Raw genomic sequence first — 17032 nt, 5'->3', positions numbered from 1 at the left:
GTACCCGCGCATTGTACGTGCGGGGATAGTCTAGAGTCATGACAACTTCCGCACCCGTTCCCGCCCTCGACCGTGACATGATTGCGCGCCTGCGCGCCGACATCATCGCGTCGAGCTGGACGACCGACACCCTTGATGAGCTGCTCAGCGATGGCGCTCTGTCCGCCCTCATGCGCGATTCGCGCCTACCCGCACTGGTCGAACTCGCGGGCGTCGACGCCCCCGCAGCGACCTTGACACGTTTTTTTATCGGCGGACAGCCCGAGCGTGCCTCGGCCCTGGACGCGGCCCTGCCGACGCTGGGCGCGGCCGGCCTGGAGACCCTCGGCCTCGCGGCCACCATCGACGAGGACGAAGCCGCCTCCGCTCTCGTCATGCCCCGCCCGTGCTCCAAGTCCGCGCCCAAGCGTGAGCGCGCGCAGGCGAGCGAGGGGGAGGAGGCCTCGTTCCCGACGGCACCCGCCCTGCCGACGATGCGCGATCCCGATGAGGAACCCGAGCCCGAGGCCGTGGCTGACCCGTGGATGCGCGCCCTGTACGATCTGCGTCCTCACGCGGCGGCCCTGCCTGGCGGCGAGCACGAGTGGTGGGTGACCTCGGACCTGGGGGAGGGACAGACCGGCAAGCCGCTGGCCGATCACCACGTGATGGGCATCGGCGGGGCGACCCGGACGCTGCTGGAGATGACCGTGCGCGATCAGGTCGACTCGGCCCTGGATGTGGGCTGCGGCTGCGGCATTCAGGCTCTCTACCTGGCCACGCACGCGCGCCGCGTCGTCGCGACTGACCTGTCGGCGCGTGCGTGCGCGCTCACCCAGTTCAACGCCGCCCTTAACGAGACGAAGATTGACGTGCGCGAAGGCTCCCTGTTCGAGCCGGTCGAAGGTGAGACCTTCGACCTGATCGTCACGAATCCCCCCTTCGTGATCACGCCAGATACCGTGCGCTGCGCGTCGGGCATGCACGAGTATCGTGACGGCGGCATGGATCGCGACAACCTGATTGCCGCAGTCCTGCGCGGTGCCCCCTCTTGCATGGCACCCGGCGGCACGCTCCAGATGCTCGCGAACTGGGAGATTCCCGAGAGCCGCAACCCGGACACGCAGTGGTCCCAGCGCGTCGACGAGTGGCTGGACGGCCTGCCCGTGGATGCGTGGGTGGTCCAGCGTGACGTGCTCGACCCGGCGCGCTACGTGGACATGTGGATCCGCGATTCGGGCGGCCCGCTCATGGCGCGCGCCGACTACGAGCGCGCCTACACGTCGTGGCTGGTGGATTTCCGTCGCGCGGGCACGGGCGCGATCGGCATGGGCTTCGTGGCGCTGCGCAGGCTCGACGAGGCCGAGGCAGCCTCGGGCGGCAGGCACGCCTTCGACCTGTCCCTCGATGGGCACGCCCCGCGTGGGCGGGACGTGTCGTGGGCGCTGGCCTCCCTGCGCGGCCCGGAGCTGTGGGACACGGTGCTGACGCGCGCCTCGGACGTGCGCGAGGAGCGCCACTATGTGCCAGGCAGCCCGGATCCGGAGCTGCTGATTCTGCATCAGGGCGGGGGCTTGGGCCGGTCTGTGCCCGTCTCGTCGGCGGTGTCTGCGGTCGTGGGTGCCTCGGATGGTGAGCTGACGGTCGGCCAGATCGTGGCGGCCGTCGCGATGCTGACTTCCGTCGAGGCCGACGACGTCCGCGCCGAGGTCGAGGCACCCCTGCGCGACCTGATCCGCTGGGGGTTCTTGACGTACTGAGCGTTGTTACGAGTGCGTGCGGGCGCGGCTGCGCGAGGCGGTCGCGCCCGCACGTGCCGTATCAGGTGAAATGTGTAGCGTCATTTCGGGCGTGTTGTGAACGCGGGTGGGCGCGAAGTCGACTCCAGACGTGGGGACCCTGTGTTAGCCTGGCGCCACAATGACGCGAAGGAGCGACATGGACTACGAGCTGGCCTACCGCTACGGTGTCCCCTCGCGCTTGGACGAATATGCGGGACTTGCGCTGGCGACCTCGGGAGGGTCCACCCCCGAGGGGGAAGCCGCGTGCCCCTATTTCTTCTCGGGATTTATGGAGCGCCCCGACGTGGTGGCCGCTGGCCTGCTCGCGGTCGCACGCGTGGCGCGCACCCGCTTCTACGTGCCGCCCGGCATGGTCGTTGCTCCAGGCGGTGGCCTCACCCGCATCGGGATGCTCGACCCGGTCGTGACCAACACGGCCGAGGGCCTGCGCTTCGAGTCTTTTAGCGTGTGCTGCGGCGTGTACGCCAGGCTCGACGTGGAGGCCTCGGCCCTGGACGCCGCTCACTGTGCGGTCGGCGTGACCAACGTGGACGTGAACCAGCCGCTGCGCGCCGCCCTGGCGTCGCTGCGAGCGGGGGAACCCCTGCACTTGAGCGTGGGTGAGGAGGGGCTGACGGCCACGACCCTGGACGAGGAGGTCACGGAGGAGAAGGTGCCGTTGTCCTTGCGCTGGCTCAAGGGCTTCGCGGAGACGCAGATGCTCTCCTCCGCAATGATGCCGCTCCACGCGTTGAACGCCGCGCAGGCCCGCGCGTTTATCCGAGGCCTGCCCAAGTCCAGCGCGACGGGCACGGTCATGTGGGCGGGGCGGGCCGTGCGCGGCCTGCGCCTGGGGACCAGGCCCGCGCCGGGGGCCGCGTGCGTCGCAGGACCCGAGCGGCTGCGCGTGTTCGAGCCGCTCCTGCACGTGATCACCTCGCTCGAAGCCTATGGGCCTGACGTGGACGCGGACAGCGAGCCGGTCGCCTCCCTGTGGGTCGCCCGCTTGCCCGGTGCGCGGCTGAGCGTGGGACTCAGCCCCGCCAAGTCGCGCGGCTTCTCGGGGGAGGGTGCGGTCCTGGCGTCCCTCGGTAACCCGCGTGTTGAGGAAGACGCGGACGCGCTCTCCGCCCTACTCTCCTTCGAGCCGCGCATTGATACGCAGCTCATGGCGGCCCGCTCCGGCCTGGCCCCCGACCGGGTGGCTGGCGGCCTGGCGCTCCTCGCATCGAGCGGGCAGGTCGGCTTCGACGTTACCGAGGGTGCCTACTTTCACCGCCCCCTGCCCGTCCGCCCCGACGCGCTCACCGCGATGCACCCGCGCCTGTCGGGCGCACGCACGCTGATTGAACGCGGCGCGATCACCCGCGAGGAGGGGGCACGCTTCCGCGTCGCCTCGGGCGCGAACCGCTACCGGGTGGAGGTGCCCGCCGGCCCCTATGCCATCGGCGAGTACAGCTGTACCTGTCCGTGGTGGATGAAACACAGGGGCGGGCGCGGTCCCTGCAAGCACGTCCTCGCCGTCTGTCTGGTCTTGAAGGAGGAATCGTGAGCAACATCCGTTGGCTGCCCGACACCCTGGATGAATGCATGGACTTTTGGAGGCTGCATCTGTGGGTCCGGCAGCACCCGGACCAGTGGACGCTCGACGAGGTCTACGCGCGCATGCTGGAGATCAACGGGGGCCCGCCCACGGATAGTGACCTAAGCATGAGTTCCCGGCTGTCCGGCCCGTGGTTGGACGGCATCGGCTTCCTGCGCCTGGCTGAGTTGAACGGCGACCTGGCCCTCGAGCATGACGAGCGGTACCTGACGGCGCTCATCGGCCTCGAACCCGGGCTGCAACTACCCCTCATGCGCGCCGATCAGGAGCTGCGCGAGGAGCTGGTGTGGGGGATACTCCGTCAGGAAGGCAACAGCGGCGTGTCGCTGTCCTCCTCCGACCGTTCTGCCACCATGGGTTCGAGGTTGTCGCCCGGTTGGTCGCGCACGCTTGAAGCCAGTGTTAACGAGGGACTCGTCGACCGGGATCGCCTCATCGATGCTCTCCTCGATATGCTCGTCGCCGACCTGCCCTCCGCGCGCGCCGGGTGGTACTCGCGCACCCTGCGCCTGCTCGCCATGACCCTTGACGAGGTCGAGTCCCGCCAGGTGGTCCTCTGTACCCTCATGTCCTCTCCCGTTGGGCCGACCGTGACCCTGGCGGTTGGACAACTGACCACCCTCGCCAAGGCCGGTCGCCTCGACTTGGAGCTGTTTGCGCGCAGCTGCGAGGGCGCGCTCATGGGGTCGAAGGCGAATGCCCTGCGAGTGCTGGGGGTCTTGCGTGACGGCCTCGGGGCCGTGGAAAGCACCGAGGCCGAACCCCTGCTCGGCGTTGCGTTCTCCTTCCCGGACGCGCAAGTGCAGCGGGCGGCGCTGGGCCTCGCACGCGACTACGTGACCGCCAGCCTCTTGACGCGCGAGAGCGTCGCAGCCATCGTGAGCCAGGCTGACCTGGACCCGCTGGTTACCCCCGAGGCACGAGAGTTCGTGTCCGCCGGAACGGTGGGCGACCGGCCCGGCCCCGGCCTCGTCCACGAGGCGCGGACTCAGGTCGAGCCTGAAGCCTTCCTGCCGCCTCTCCGGGAGGTGGCCGACCTGGTACCGATGAGCGCGGAGGACGCGAGCGGGCGGGTCGGCGTCCTGGCCGAGAAGGCACAGATGGGGCTCGAATACGAGCTGCTGCTCGCGTTCCTGACATCCCTCGAGTTCGAGCCGAGTGCGCTGGAACCGTTGCGCCCGCTCGTGCGGCGCCTGACCACGCGCAGATTTGGGTACGAGCGTATGCTCGGACGTCTCCTGCAGATAGCCCTCGATGGGGGAGAGGAGGGCGCGCGCAACCCGCTGGCCACAGCCACCACGTGGTTGGAATCGGAGAACATGCCCACCCTCATGCGAGAGCGCATCATCGAGGTCGCGGGCCTGCTCGCACGCGGGCAGCGGTACCGCCTCCTGGCGACGCCGACCGATGATCGGGGAGCCGTGAATCCCCTGACGCTCGTGCGCCGTGCCCTGGACAATGGGAACGCCACACCCCTTCCAGCCGACCTCACCCAGGCGCTGCTGCGCGTAGACACTGAGCACCCGGACTGCGTGGCCGCACTCGCGTTCGTGGAGGAGCGGGAGGAGGACCTGCCGTCCTCCGCCGTTGCCCGCATTCGCCTCGCCCTTGAGGGGGTGGTGCGCAGACGTGCCGAGGGCTACCTGTCCTCCCTCTCCGTTGCGTGGGAGGGGCACCCCGCCTACGAGTCGCGCAGCGGGAAGCCGAAGGTCGCGCGTGACGGCTCGCCCGTCTATGCGTTCTTTACCCCGCGTATCGTCGGTGCGCAGACGGGCGCGGCGGGAGCGGAGCTGAGCGCGCTTGCGGATATTGCGAGTGCTTCGGGCGATTTTACTGCCCACCGCTACATCTACCCCGCGTTGGTACGCCACTTCGCCGTCTGCCTGCTCGCCTCGCAGTGGTACGTGCTTGACAACACCCAGCTGACCTGTGAGTGCTACCGGGCCCTGTGTGAGCACGGCGGACGCTGGGATTCGCTGTCCGCGGGGCTTCTTGGCCAGGCGATGGGCGAACGCGAGGTCGAGTCGCGTGCGCTTGGCGTCGAGGCCCTGGCCTCCCTGGTGGCGCGCGGGGACCTCTCCTTCGACGAGGCCGTGGTCGGCTTCACGGCTGTGGCGCACACCGTGAAACTGAACCGGTGGGCGCAGGCGTTCAAGGATTTGGGGAACGTGGACCCCCGCCTTGCACTGGATCTGGCGCTCGCGCTGCTCCCCGGGCTTGAGCGTGGGCGCACGGGCATCGGACAGCTGCTGGGTGCCGTGACCGCGCAGTACGCGCGGGCGCAGGCCGAGGGGTGGGCGCCGCTGCTGGGCGAGGAACTTGTTGGCTGGCTCGCCCTTTTCCGAGGGACCTCCCAGACGGCCAGGTATGCTCGCACGCTGAAAGAGAAGGGACAATGACCGCGCCTGCGACTCTGGCCGAGCGCCGCGCGGCTCTCAAGCGCCTCCTCGCCTCTGGGGAGAGCGCCATCGACGCCTACGAGCGGGTGCTGGAGGGGGTCTCGGAGAAGGACCGGCGTTCCCTGTTCAAGTCCGTGTCCTTCGCGCGACTCATTCCGCCAGCCGTCGAGTGGGAGTGGGACGCGGTCCCCGAGGACACGGTGTGCATGTGTGCGTTCCTGCGCGCCGCCCTGGCTGGGAGCGATGACGCCGGCGACGACTACGGTGCCCGGTGGTCGGGCCGCCGCGGCGGTGACCCGCGCGAGGGAGCAGACCTGGAGCGTCTGCTCGCCGCCCACAGGCGCGGCGCGGCTCAGCGCAGCGGCGAGTGGCTCGAGGAGGCCGCCGGCAGCCCCGGCGGCGTTGCCTTCTGGCACACCTACCGCACCATTTTGGCTGAGCGTGGAGCGCACCTGACCTCCGCGCCCTCCCTGGAGTACTTCGCGCGCAGGATCGTTCCCGCGCCTCACCCCACCTCGGATGAAACGCAGCGCTTCTTCGAGGAGAACCCGACCTTCCTGGACCACGAGTTCTGGCAGTTCTTCCGCGTCGAGGGCGCCCTGCCGGGTTCCGCCCTCTTCGTGTGGATGTACCGCGAGGACCCCTCCGCGCCCGGCGGCGACTTCGAGCGCCTGCACAGCCACGACCTCGTCCACTACATGGCGACGCGCCTCCCGCAGCTGCGGCCTCGCATCCTCTCCGAGTGTCTGGCGGCGCAGCGGCGTGACTTTTCCGCATACAACGCCCGCGTCTTCTCGCGGGCCTGGGAGGCGCTCGAACCGACGCACGAGGAAAAGCTCGAGGCGGCCTCGGACCTCATCGCCCTGCTCGGGGCCGGTCCCTCGCCGACGGTGTCCCTGGCGCACAAGGCCCTCGTGGGCCTCGTCGGGGAGCTGTCGGTGGAGCAGGTGGACGCGCTCGTGCAGGTCAGCGCCCGGGTCCTCGCGCGCTCCGAGAAGAAGCTGCTGCGCGCGCACTTGCGCCTGCTCGCCGCCCTCGTCAAGGCCCATCCCGGGTGCGCGGCCGCCGTCAGTGACGTGGTCGCTGGGGCCGAGTTCCCCCTCGACCTACGAGACCGCGCCGCCGCGCTCGTCGCGGCCCCCACTGGTTCCGGGGACTCTGACGGTTCCGGTGATCCTGCGGACGAGGCCGGGGCTGGGCCTGCGGGGACGGCCGCCCCACGCGCCAGCACCCAGGGAAGCGAAACCGGGGAAGGAACCCAGGCCTCGTGGACGTTCCCAGACGCCCCCGCAGCGGACCTGCCGCGCACGACGCACACCGCCGAGCTTCCCGCCAATAACGACGCGGCCGTCGCGGCGCTGCACGCCCTCTTCGAGGACGCGGCCGCGGGCGCCGCCCTGCCCGCGCTCCTGACGCGCATCAGCAGCGAGGGCATCGAGCTGGCGGAGGCCGACAAGGCGCTGCTCGCCAAGTACTGGCGCAGCGCCCCCAACTGGAAGGGAGCCAACCAGCTGTCCTACCTGGCCTCGCGGCTCCTGCGCGACGTGGAGGTGAAGGACGCGCCCGAGGCCGGCCACTTCCGCGGCTACCGGCGCAAGGGCAGCCAGTGGGAGCAGCACCGCGGCCCGGTCCGCCTCCTGCACGAGCAGCTGCGCGTCGCATTGGGGGACAAGCCCTACGACAAGCCGAACGGTCAGGACATGTACCGCTTCGACCCGATCCTGACCGAGCCGCTGGAACCCATGGAGGTGCAGTGGGAGCGCCAGATTATCCGCGCCCCCTATCAAAAGCCGGTGAGCGTCGTGCGCGGCGAGTACACCAAGACCGATGACATGCGCGAGACGTGGGCGATCCCCGGGCAAACTCCAGCCACGGGCGAGGACTCGCTGGCGGGCGCCCTCGCAAACGTCGCGGGGGTGGCTCCCGAGTTCACCGGGCGGCTCCTGGAATCCGGGGACTACCGGTCGAGCGGCGTCGCCTACGCGTGGGCTGCCTGGGCCCTCCAGCACAACCCGGATATTCTGGCCGCCCACGCGATGCCCGTCCTCCAGGGCACGTTTGTCAAATTCCCGCAGGTCATCACTGCCTTCGAGGTGATCGTTCGCGCGCTGGGAGAGGGGTGGCGGGCGCCGGGCGCGCCCACCTACTCGGCCCTGGCGTGGGCGTCCACCGCCGCGCAGGCACACTATCGGGCCATCGCCGCCGAGGCCATCGCGCGCCTCGCCGACACCGGGCGATACGACCCGGCGGCCATGGCTGGTGAGTTCGGCTACCTGCTGCGCAACGGGTGGTTCGGACCCGGGAGGGTCACCCAGACGCTCACCGACTGCGCGTCCATCTCGGCGCTGGCCGGCTACCGCGTCGCCCAGACCATCGCCGCACTGCTGCCCTCCTTGGTCGGCGTCAGGGGTGCGAATCGTATGGTCGAGGCCCTGGTGGCGCTCGCGGGCGACTACGGCATGAGGGTGTGCGTGCCCGATGAGCTGCGCTCCAAGATGAAGGGATCGAGTGCCCTGGCCAAGGCGCTGCGGGCGCTCGACGCGCTGCCTGATGCCCCGACTGACCTCGCGCGCGAGGCGGCGGAAACACTCAGCGCGGCGCGTCCGCGCCGAGATTGAGGTGCCCCTGCGCGACCTGATCCGCTGGGGGTTCCTGACGTACTGAGCGTCGTTGTGTGCGCGGGCGCCTGCTACTGCGGGATTGCTGGCGCGGGGCCTGCATCGCGGCGTCCTCCACCAGGGAGGGAGCGGGCTGCGCGTTCTGGATAGGAAATGCCGATTTGGATAGGAACCGCGATTCTGGATAGGTTATTTTCCTATCCACAACGTCGTAAGCTATCCAGTTCGTGCTTTCCTATCCACTTCATGGCCGTACGTGTTCGCCCACTTCCGCATGTGGGCCCGATGATCCGCACGTGGGCCCGATGATATGCGCGTGGGCAGCGCCGCCCACGCGCAGGTAATGGGGTTTACGTGCGTATCAAGGGGTTAACGCGCAGTCGTTAGTGGCCGCGGTGGCGAGCTTTCGCTTTCAGGCGGGCGAGTCGGCGTTTCTCTTCAGCTTTCTCTCGTTTCTCCTGCCTGGTCGTGGAAGCTCGTTCTCGTGCCGTGCGTTCGCGTTCCGCTTGAATCGATGCCTGTGACGCAGTGGAAGGAAGCGCACGGCGAGCGAGGCGAGACGCTTGGCGCTGTGCGCGCTTAGTGTTGTGGTGTGTCGTCTGGCGTTGGGCTATATCGGGCGTCCAAGCGGCCTCGTCGAGGCGGCACAGAAGCGCGTTAGCGTGAGCGAGAAGGAACTCGTAGAACTCCGCGTCTGAGGGCTGCGCGCCGAACACGATTCTAATGGCGCGAACACGGTCGGCCTCGTGGCGCTCAATGACACCGACCCAGAACTGACCATTGAAATATAGTGTGGACTCCGTCTTCATTACTCGTCTCCAGGTACACCACGGTGGACCCGATGACGCTGGATTCTGCTCGGGGCAGCGACGGATGCGAGGCATCGTCCAGACTTCCTACTGGACTGTGCGGTTCGCGTATCAGGACTGACGACTTATTCTACGTCCTGTGCGCGGCGGCGTGGCTACTGGACGATCGGCTTGCCGCCGATGGACATGGGGGCGCGGGTGCGCGTCTGGGTGTCGAATTCCCTCTCCCAGGCCGAGGCGTCCTCCCAGCCCGAGGGGGACAGCAGGTGCAGGCCGCCCTCGGTTGCGAGCACGTCGAGCAGGAGGAAACGAGACGTGGGGGAGGGGAGGTCCCAGGGGATCGCAGTCCACAGGCCGTTCTTTCCGATAAGGAACTCTCCGCGGTTGCGGTCGTGCAGGTCGTTCTCGGCCTCCTGTGCCTGCCCTTTGGCAGCCCACAGCCAGCGGGTGAGGCGGAAGGCATCCCAGGCCTCGTCCCATGAAGAGTAGGACATGTGAAGCGCGTGGTTGATGATCGCGAGGGTGTCCCAGGCTTCCTCGTCCGTGATGAACCCGAGGGCAGCGCCCGCGCGGATCAGCATGGCCGCGCGGATGAAGTCCCACGCGCCAAAGTCCACGTCGTTGATGCCGCGGTCGTTGTTGAGGAAGCGGTGGATGCGCCAGCGTTCCTCCCACGCGTCCGTCTGCTCGTCGGCGACCTCGTTGAGGCGCGCGAGGCGGTTCTTCACCCACGAGGGGTTGCCGCACTGCTCGCGCGTGTGTCCAAAGTCTTTGCGGTGTCCCTCCTGGAGGAGCCAATAGAGTTGGCGGAGCAGCTCTAGGCGGTTTGTGACTTCCCAGTCGCGCGACAGCATCTCCTTAGTGGAGCTGGGTTCGGACACAGCGAGCGCGTCGACTGGGTTGCCGTGGCACAGCGCGTAGGGGAAGGACGGTGCGAGCAAGCGCGCATGGACGTCGGTCGCCAGGGCCTTGCGCGATCCGCGCAACTTGGGTGTGTGATGCTTGTTGAGTTTGTCCCACTCGTTGCCTTTGCCGGCCTTGCGCACGTCCGTCGGCGCGGGCATGGCCCCCTTGGATCGGGTCAGAGCGTCCTTGATGAAGATGATCGGCAGGCCGACGAGCACCACGATGACCGCCAACATCACGGGGATGGGCATCTCAGAGACGACATTAGGAATCACGGTCACGATTGTGCCCGATGGAGACTCGCTCACACAAACGTTATGCGCGCGGGTATGGACGAGGCCTGGGTGACGTGCGCGGACCCCGACCGTTCTGCCGGTGGTGGCGCACAGTCGGGGTCCGTGTGCGGATGTCGGTGCTCAGGGCTTTGCGCGAACCCGTGGGCTTCATCGTGGGACGAGGCCGTGGCTGGGGCAGGCCGGACCGGGCGCGCTCGCGGCGCGTCAGTGGACGATGGGCTTTCCGCCCATCGCCAGGGGAGTGCGCCAGCGCGCCTGCGCGTCCAGCTCCCGCTCCCAGGCCGAGGCTTTCCGCCAGTTGCTGACGGAGAGCACCTGCAGGCGACCGGTGGCGGCGACTGCGTCGAGCAGGAGGAAGCGGGACTCAGGGATCGGGGCATCCCACGGGAGGGACTTCCACAGGCCGCGCTTGCCCAGCAGGTACGCGCCCCGGGCGCGATCATGCATGTCGTCGGCCGCCTCCTCTTCCGGCCCTTCGGCCGCCCACAGCCAGCGGCCGAGACGGTAGGCCTCCCAGGCCTCGTCCCACGAGGAATAGTGCATCTGCAGCGCGTGGTTGATGAGCGCGAGAGTGTCCCATGCCTCGTCCTCACTGAGCCAGCCGAGCGCGAAGCCCGACCGTGTCAGCATCGCCGCGCGCATCAAATCCCAGGCCGCGAACTCCACGTCCTGGATGCCCCGATCATTATTCAGGAAACGATGGATGCGCCAGCACATCTCCACGTCCATCGTGGACTTGTCAACGGTTTTGTCCAGGTCCTCGAGGACGCGCTCCACCCACTCGGGATCGGCACACCTGCTGCGCAGGGCCGCGTACCCCTTGCTATGGTCGCCGCACAGGAGCCGATAGATGCGCGTGACGAGGTCGGCGCGGTTCATGATCCCCCAGCTGTCTTCGAGCATCTTCCGGGTATCCTCGACGCTGGCGACCTCTAGGACGTTGACCGGGTTGTCGTTGCACAGCGCGTTAGGGAACGAGGGAGCAAGCAGCCTCGCGTGCGGATCGGACGCCATCGAGGCGCGCGACCCGCTCACGACCGGCACGTGCTCCGCGCTGGCCTTCTTCCATTCCTTCGTCTTGCCGGCCTTTCGCAGGTCGGAGGGCGTGGGAATCCTGCCCCGCGCGATGGCGACAAGATCGTCGAGCGGGCCGTGCAAACACCACAGGGCGAAGACGCCGAGGGCGAACCACACGGGGGCTGGAATCTGAGACAGGAAGCGTAGGATCACGTCTCGCATTGTGCCCGACGGCAGGAGAATTCGCCACAATCATAGGAGATGACGACCGGACCCTTGGCACCCAGGTCCTTGCTTGTTTTCTCAGGTGACGGAGAATCCGGAGGAAAAATCGGCAGAGGGGCCTGCGAGGGGTGAGCGTGATCGGAGGAACCGATGGGGGTGGTCCAGCCACGACAAGCCGACCGCGATGCGTTTGTTGCCGTCGTAGCGCAATACGCGCGCGCGAGAATCAGCCCCCGCCTCGTCCATGTCAAACGCGACAGGCGTGAGACGCGCGGAGGCGGCCCAGGTACCCAGATGTGGGTGGGACGCGGTAAGGTCCTCCCAGATGCCTCGGCGCGTAGACCCGCCGGTGAGGTGCTACAAATACTGGGGAAGTAACGGGGAAGGGACAGGGAATGTCAGCGACGAAGCTCGTGATCGTGGAGTCTCCTGCGAAGGCCGCCACCATTGAGGGATACCTGGGTCCCGACTACCACGTAACCGCTTCCATCGGCCACATCCGTGACCTCCCGCAGCCCTCCGAGCTGCCCAAGGATATGAAGAAGGGGCCATTCGGCCGCTTCGCTGTCAACGTGGACGAGGGCTTCAAGCCGTACTACGTGGTGAACCCGGATAAGAAGAAAAAGGTCACCGAACTCAAGAAGCTCCTCAAGGAATCCGACGAACTCTTCCTGGCAACTGATGAGGACCGCGAGGGTGAGGCTATCGCGTGGCACCTCCTGCAGGTCTTGAAGCCGAAGGTTCCCGTGCGCCGCATGGTCTTCCACGAAATCACGAAGGAAGCGATCCAGCGCGCCCTGGAAAACACGCGCGATCTGGACACCGACCTCGTGGATGCGCAGGAGACTCGCCGCATCCTCGACCGCCTCTACGGCTACGAGGTCTCGCCCCTCCTGTGGCGCAAGATCCGCCCGTCCCTGTCGGCCGGCCGCGTGCAGTCGGTGGCCACGCGCCTCGTGGTCGCCAAGGAACGCGACCGCATGGCGCACGTGAGCGCCCAGTACTGGTCGATCGACACGGCCTTCACGTCGGCGGGCCAGGCCTTCGGCGCGCGCGTGGCCTCCGTGGACGGCCACGCCATCGCGACCGGTTCCGACTTCAGCGAGAAGGGCGAGCTGAGCGCGAAGGCCGTCAAGGCTGGCGTCCTGCATCTGGACGAGGCCACGGCCCGGGCTTATGCGCAGGCGCTGGAGGCTGCCCCTGCCTCGGTCATCGACTCGGTGACCCGCAAGCCCTACCGCCGCCGCCCGGCAGCCCCCTTCACGACGTCGACCCTCCAGCAGGAGGCGTCGCGCAAGCTGCACTGGAACGCGTCCTCGACGATGCGCACCGCCCAGTCCCTCTACGAGTCCGGTTACATCACCTACATGCGTACCGACTCTACGGCCCTGTCCAGCCAGGCGATTCACGCCGCCCGCGAGCAGGCCACCCAGCTTTATGGGGCCGAGGCCGTGGCCGAGTCCCCGCGCCTGTACGGCACCACGTCGAAGGGCGCGCAGGAGGCGCACGAGGCGATCCGTCCCGCCGGCGACCACTTCCGCACGCCGGGCGAGGTGGCGGGTTCCCTGTCGAAGCAGCAGCTGGCGCTGTACGACCTGATTTGGAAGCGCACGGTCGCCTCGCAGATGGCTGACGCGGTTGGCTACACGGCGACGATCCGCGTGCTCACCGGCATCGAGGTCGACGGTAAGCGTCACGACGTGCTGTCCTCGGCCTCGGGCACGGTCATCACCTCCCCAGGCTTCCGCCTGGCCTACCAGGAGGGGCGTGACCAGGGGCGTTACGACGCGGAAAAGAACGATGCGGAGAAGACCCTGCCGGACGTTGCCGAGGGCGACGCCGCGACGCTGACCGAGGCCACCCCCGACGGCCACGAGACTCAGCCCCCGGGCCGCTACACGGAGGCCACGCTGGTCAAGACCATGGAGGAGCTCGGCATCGGCCGTCCCTCCACCTATGCGGCTACGATCCAGACGATCGGGGATCGCGGGTACGTGACGCACCGCGGCCAGTACCTGGTGCCCACGTGGCTGGCGTTCTCCGTGACGCGCCTGCTCGAGGAGAACCTGGCGAACCTGGTCGACTACGACTTCACGGCCTCCATGGAGGGTGACCTGGACCGCATCGCCGCAGGCCAGGAGAACGGAACGGACTTCCTGACCGGATTCTTCTTCGGACCCGACGGTACGGGCGAGCACGGCGGCCTGCGCCACGACGTCGCTTCCCTGGGCGACGACATTGATGCGCGCGCCGTCAACTCCATCGACCTGGGCCGCGGGGTGACGCTGCGCGTGGGCCGCTACGGGCCCTACATGGAAAAGTCCGATGGGACGCGCGCGAACGTGCCGCCGGAGGTCGCCCCCGACGAGCTGACGGACGAACTTATCGACCAGCTCTTCGCCCGCGCCGCCGACGACGGGCGCGAGCTGGGCGTCGACCCCGCAACCGGCCACACGATCATCGTCAAGGACGGCCGCTACGGCCCCTACGTCACCGAGGTCCTGCCCGAGCCAGCCGAGGACGCCGAGGAAGGCGCGAAGAAGACGAAGAAGACGGCCGCCAAGCCTCGCACCGCCTCCCTGTTCAAGACCATGGACATCGCCACCGTCACCCTTGAGGACGCGCTGAATCTGCTGTCCCTGCCCCGCGAAGTGGGCACCGACCCGGCCTCGGGCGACGTCATCACCGCGCAGAATGGCCGTTACGGCCCTTACCTGAAGAAGGGAACGGACTCGCGCACGCTGGCCTCCGAGGACCAGCTGCTCACGATCACCCTGGACGAGGCCCTGGCCATCTACGCCCAGCCCAAGACCCGCGGCCGTGGCACCGCCCGCCCGCCGTTGCGCGAGTTCGGTGAGGACCCGATCTCGGGCAAGAAGGTCACCGTCAAGGACGGCCGCTTCGGGCCCTACGTGACGGACGGCGAGACCAACGTGACCGTGCCGCGCGCCGAGACGGTCGAGGACCTGACGGCCGAGCGCGCCTACGAGCTCCTCGCCGACAAGCGAGCCAAGGGACCCGCCCCCAAGCGCACGCGCAAGACGACCGCGAAGAAGACAACGACCAAGAAGACGACCACGGCGAAGAAAACGACCACGAAGAAAACCACCGCGGCCAAGAAGACGACCACGGCGAAGAAGACGGCCACCAAGAAGGCCGCGACGAAGAAGGACAGCTGATGGCGGCGCGAGGAATGTTCATCACCTTCGAGGGTGGCGACGGCTCGGGGAAGTCCACGCAGATCCAGTCCGTGCGCGACTGGTTCGAGAGCCGTGGCCGCGAGGTCATCGTCACCCGCGAGCCGGGCGGCACCGAGCTGGGAACGGAGATCCGCCGTCTCGTGCAGAACGGCCCCGAGGACGTGGATGCGCGCACGGAGGCCCTCCTGTACGCGGCCGACCGCGCCTACCACGTCGCCACGGTCATCCGCCCCGCCCTCGAGCGCGGAGCGGTCGTGCTGGGGGACCGCTACATCGACTCCTCGCTGGCCTACCAGGGCGCGGCCCGCTCCCTCGGCGTCGACGAAATCGCCTCCCTGAGCGCGTGGGCGACCCAGGGCCTCTACCCGTCCCTGACCTTCCTCCTGGACCTGCCTCCGGAGGTCGGCGCGCGCCGCCGCACCGACGCCCCAGACCGCATGGAACGCGAGTCCATGGACTTCCACGAGCGCGTGCGCCACGAATACCTGCGCCTCGCCGACGCCGAGCCCGAGCGCATCGTCGTCATCGACGCGGTCGGCACGGTCGACGAGGTCTTCTCCGAGATCCGCGGCGTCCTCGTCGAGCGCTTCGACGGCGGTTCCAGCACCATCGACGAGGCCGTGGACGGCTCCGCCGGATCGGTGACCGCGCCGGACGCTGGTGCTGAGGCTCCGGCTGAGGCTCCCGCTGAGTCCGAGGATGCCGCTCCCGAGGTTGCCTCCCCCGAGGCGTCGACCGACGAAGCCCCTCCCGCCGACGCCCCCGAGGCCTCGGCCCCCGACACCACGGACGAGGAAACCGCCACCGACGAGGCAGCCCCCGTCCTCGTTGACGCCCCCGCGCCCACCGCCACCCGGAAGCGTCGCGCCGCCAAGGCCTCGCACAAGGACAGCACCGAGAAACGGTCCTCGCGTAAGCCCGCGACCATGGTGGGTGCCCTGGGCGAGTCCCAGGGCGCGCTGTGGGATGAATGATGAGCGTCTGGTCCTCGCTGGTCGGTCAGGACGCGGCGGTCGCTAAGCTCAGCGAGGCCGCGGCGTCCGCCCGCGCAATCGTCGCCTCCCGAGGCAGCGGGCGTGCCTCCGACGAAGCCCGCTCCATGAGCCACGCGTGGCTCATCACCGGCCCGCCCGGATCCGGCCGCTCGGTCGCAGCCCGCGCCTTCGCGGCCGCCCTTCAGTGCACCGGAGCGACACCCGGCTGCGGGCAGTGCCCCGGCTGCCGCACGACCATGGGACGCACGAACGCGGACGTGCTCTTCGCGGCCACCGAGACCTCGATCATCAACGTGGACACCGCCCGCTCACTCGTCTTGCAGGCGCAGTCTTCGCCCTCCCAAGGTCTGTGGCGCGTCATCGTCGTCGAAGACGCCGACCGTCTTGGCGAATCCGGCGCGAACGCCCTGCTCAAGGCCATCGAGGAGCCGCCCGAACACACCGTGTGGTTGCTGTGCGCCCCCAGCCCCGAGGATATGATCGCCACGATCCGCTCGCGCTGCCGCCACCTCGGCCTGCGCATCCCCACCGCGACCGCGGTCGCCGACCTACTCGTGCACGAGGGCGTCGCCACCCCCGAGGTCGCCCTCGAAGCCGCGCGCGCCGCCCAATCCCACATCGGACTAGCCCGCGCGCTCGCCCGCGACCCCCAGATGCGCGAGCGCCGACGCAATATCATCACCGCGCCCGCCTCCGTGCGCAGCGTCGGCGAGGCCGTCATGGCCGCCGACCGACTCCTCGAAACAGCGAAAGCCCAGGCCGACGCGCAGGTCAGCGACCGCAACGTCCGTGAAAAAGCCGACCTGCTGCGCCAACTCGGCATGGAGGAAGGCGAAAGCGCCACCAAAGCCTCGCGCGCGATGCTCCGTCAGCTCGAAGAAGACCAGAAACGCCGCTCCAAACGTGCCCTCACCGACGCCATCGACCGCGCCCTCATCGACCTGCTCGCCATCTACCGCGACGTCCTCATGGTCCAAGTCGGGGGAGACGGCGAACTCATCAACACGGACCTGTCCGACCTCGTACACCAGATCGCACACGACTCCACGCCCCACCAGACCCTCGCGCGCGTCGACCACATCGAAACCGCGCGCAAGCGCCTCGTCGCCAACGGCAACCCCCTCCTCGTCCTCGAAGACATGGCGATTTCGCTGCGCCCCCAGGCCTAAGTTCCGCCCGCACAAACTCCGTTACAATCGGGGCC

Annotated in this window: 10 protein-coding genes; 7 read left to right on the top strand and 3 right to left on the bottom strand. The window is 68.6% G+C overall.

The features are described from left to right. The first annotated feature begins 38 nt into the window (after positions 1 to 38). From O3932_RS06250 to O3932_RS06235, 4 genes are all read left to right on the top strand, one after another. Positions 39 to 1739, top strand: coding sequence for a methyltransferase (locus tag O3932_RS06250; RefSeq protein ID WP_371537011.1), 1701 nt, complete (start codon positions 39 to 41; stop codon positions 1737 to 1739). Between the two features lie 178 nt (positions 1740 to 1917). Next, a complete protein-coding gene (locus O3932_RS06245) occupies positions 1918 to 3312 on the top strand; it encodes an SWIM zinc finger family protein (protein WP_371537008.1) in 1395 nt (464 codons plus the stop codon). After that, complete coding sequence (locus O3932_RS06240) at positions 3309 to 5762, top strand: DUF6493 family protein (RefSeq protein ID WP_371537006.1); 2454 nt, start codon at positions 3309 to 3311, stop codon at positions 5760 to 5762. The genes O3932_RS06245 and O3932_RS06240 overlap by 4 nt, the downstream gene beginning before the upstream one ends. Continuing rightward, positions 5759 to 8380, top strand: coding sequence for a DUF6493 family protein (locus O3932_RS06235; RefSeq protein ID WP_371537003.1), 2622 nt, complete (start codon positions 5759 to 5761; stop codon positions 8378 to 8380). The genes O3932_RS06240 and O3932_RS06235 overlap by 4 nt, the downstream gene beginning before the upstream one ends. 383 nt (positions 8381 to 8763) lie before the next feature. On the opposite strand, the gene O3932_RS06230 is transcribed toward O3932_RS06235, so the two are convergent. From O3932_RS06230 to O3932_RS06220, 3 genes are all read right to left on the bottom strand, one after another. Beyond that, entirely contained in the window at positions 8764 to 9189 is a 426-nt protein-coding gene (locus tag O3932_RS06230; protein WP_371537000.1) for a YjdF family protein, read from the bottom strand. A gap of 155 nt (positions 9190 to 9344) precedes the next feature. Then, on the bottom strand, positions 9345 to 10403 hold the full coding sequence (locus O3932_RS06225; protein WP_371536997.1) for a DUF1266 domain-containing protein: 1059 nt from the start codon (positions 10401 to 10403) through the stop codon (positions 9345 to 9347). A gap of 192 nt (positions 10404 to 10595) precedes the next feature. Then, a complete protein-coding gene (locus O3932_RS06220) occupies positions 10596 to 11630 on the bottom strand; it encodes a DUF1266 domain-containing protein (protein WP_371536995.1) in 1035 nt (344 codons plus the stop codon). A gap of 398 nt (positions 11631 to 12028) precedes the next feature. On the opposite strand from O3932_RS06220, the gene topA reads away from it, so the two are divergent. From topA to O3932_RS06205, 3 genes are read left to right on the top strand one after another with little or no spacing between them, the layout of a single operon-like run. After that, a complete protein-coding gene (gene topA, locus O3932_RS06215) occupies positions 12029 to 14812 on the top strand; it encodes a type I DNA topoisomerase (RefSeq protein ID WP_371536992.1) in 2784 nt (927 codons plus the stop codon). Beyond that, positions 14812 to 15807, top strand: coding sequence for a dTMP kinase (gene tmk / locus O3932_RS06210; RefSeq protein WP_371536989.1), 996 nt, complete (start codon positions 14812 to 14814; stop codon positions 15805 to 15807). The genes topA and tmk overlap by 1 nt, the downstream gene beginning before the upstream one ends. Continuing rightward, positions 15804 to 16997 carry a DNA polymerase III subunit delta' gene (locus tag O3932_RS06205; RefSeq protein WP_371536987.1) on the top strand — a complete coding sequence of 398 codons (1194 nt, stop codon included), beginning with the start codon at positions 15804 to 15806 and terminating at the stop codon, positions 16995 to 16997. Before tmk ends, O3932_RS06205 begins: the two co-directional genes overlap by 4 nt. The last annotated feature ends 35 nt before the right edge of the window (positions 16998 to 17032 follow it).

It is taken from the genome of Pauljensenia sp. 20925_1_25, from assembly GCF_041433955.1.
GTDB lineage: Bacteria > Actinomycetota > Actinomycetes > Actinomycetales > Actinomycetaceae > Pauljensenia.
Note: the sequence above shows the minus strand (reverse complement) of the source record. Positions and strands in the feature narration are given on the sequence as shown.

Excerpts from the sequence above, each read along its gene's own strand:
- O3932_RS06205 (WP_371536987.1), top strand. The coding sequence starts at position 15,804 with ATGATGAGCGTCTGGTCCTCGCTGGTCGGTCAGGACGCGGCGGTCGCT.
- O3932_RS06250 (WP_371537011.1), top strand. The coding sequence starts at position 39 with ATGACAACTTCCGCACCCGTTCCCGCCCTCGACCGTGACATGATTGCG.
- tmk (WP_371536989.1), top strand. The coding sequence starts at position 14,812 with ATGGCGGCGCGAGGAATGTTCATCACCTTCGAGGGTGGCGACGGCTCG.
- O3932_RS06220 (WP_371536995.1), bottom strand. The coding sequence starts at position 11,630 with ATGCGAGACGTGATCCTACGCTTCCTGTCTCAGATTCCAGCCCCCGTG.
- O3932_RS06245 (WP_371537008.1), top strand. The coding sequence starts at position 1,918 with ATGGACTACGAGCTGGCCTACCGCTACGGTGTCCCCTCGCGCTTGGAC.
- O3932_RS06235 (WP_371537003.1), top strand. The coding sequence starts at position 5,759 with ATGACCGCGCCTGCGACTCTGGCCGAGCGCCGCGCGGCTCTCAAGCGC.
- O3932_RS06230 (WP_371537000.1), bottom strand. The coding sequence starts at position 9,189 with ATGAAGACGGAGTCCACACTATATTTCAATGGTCAGTTCTGGGTCGGT.
- topA (WP_371536992.1), top strand. The coding sequence starts at position 12,029 with ATGTCAGCGACGAAGCTCGTGATCGTGGAGTCTCCTGCGAAGGCCGCC.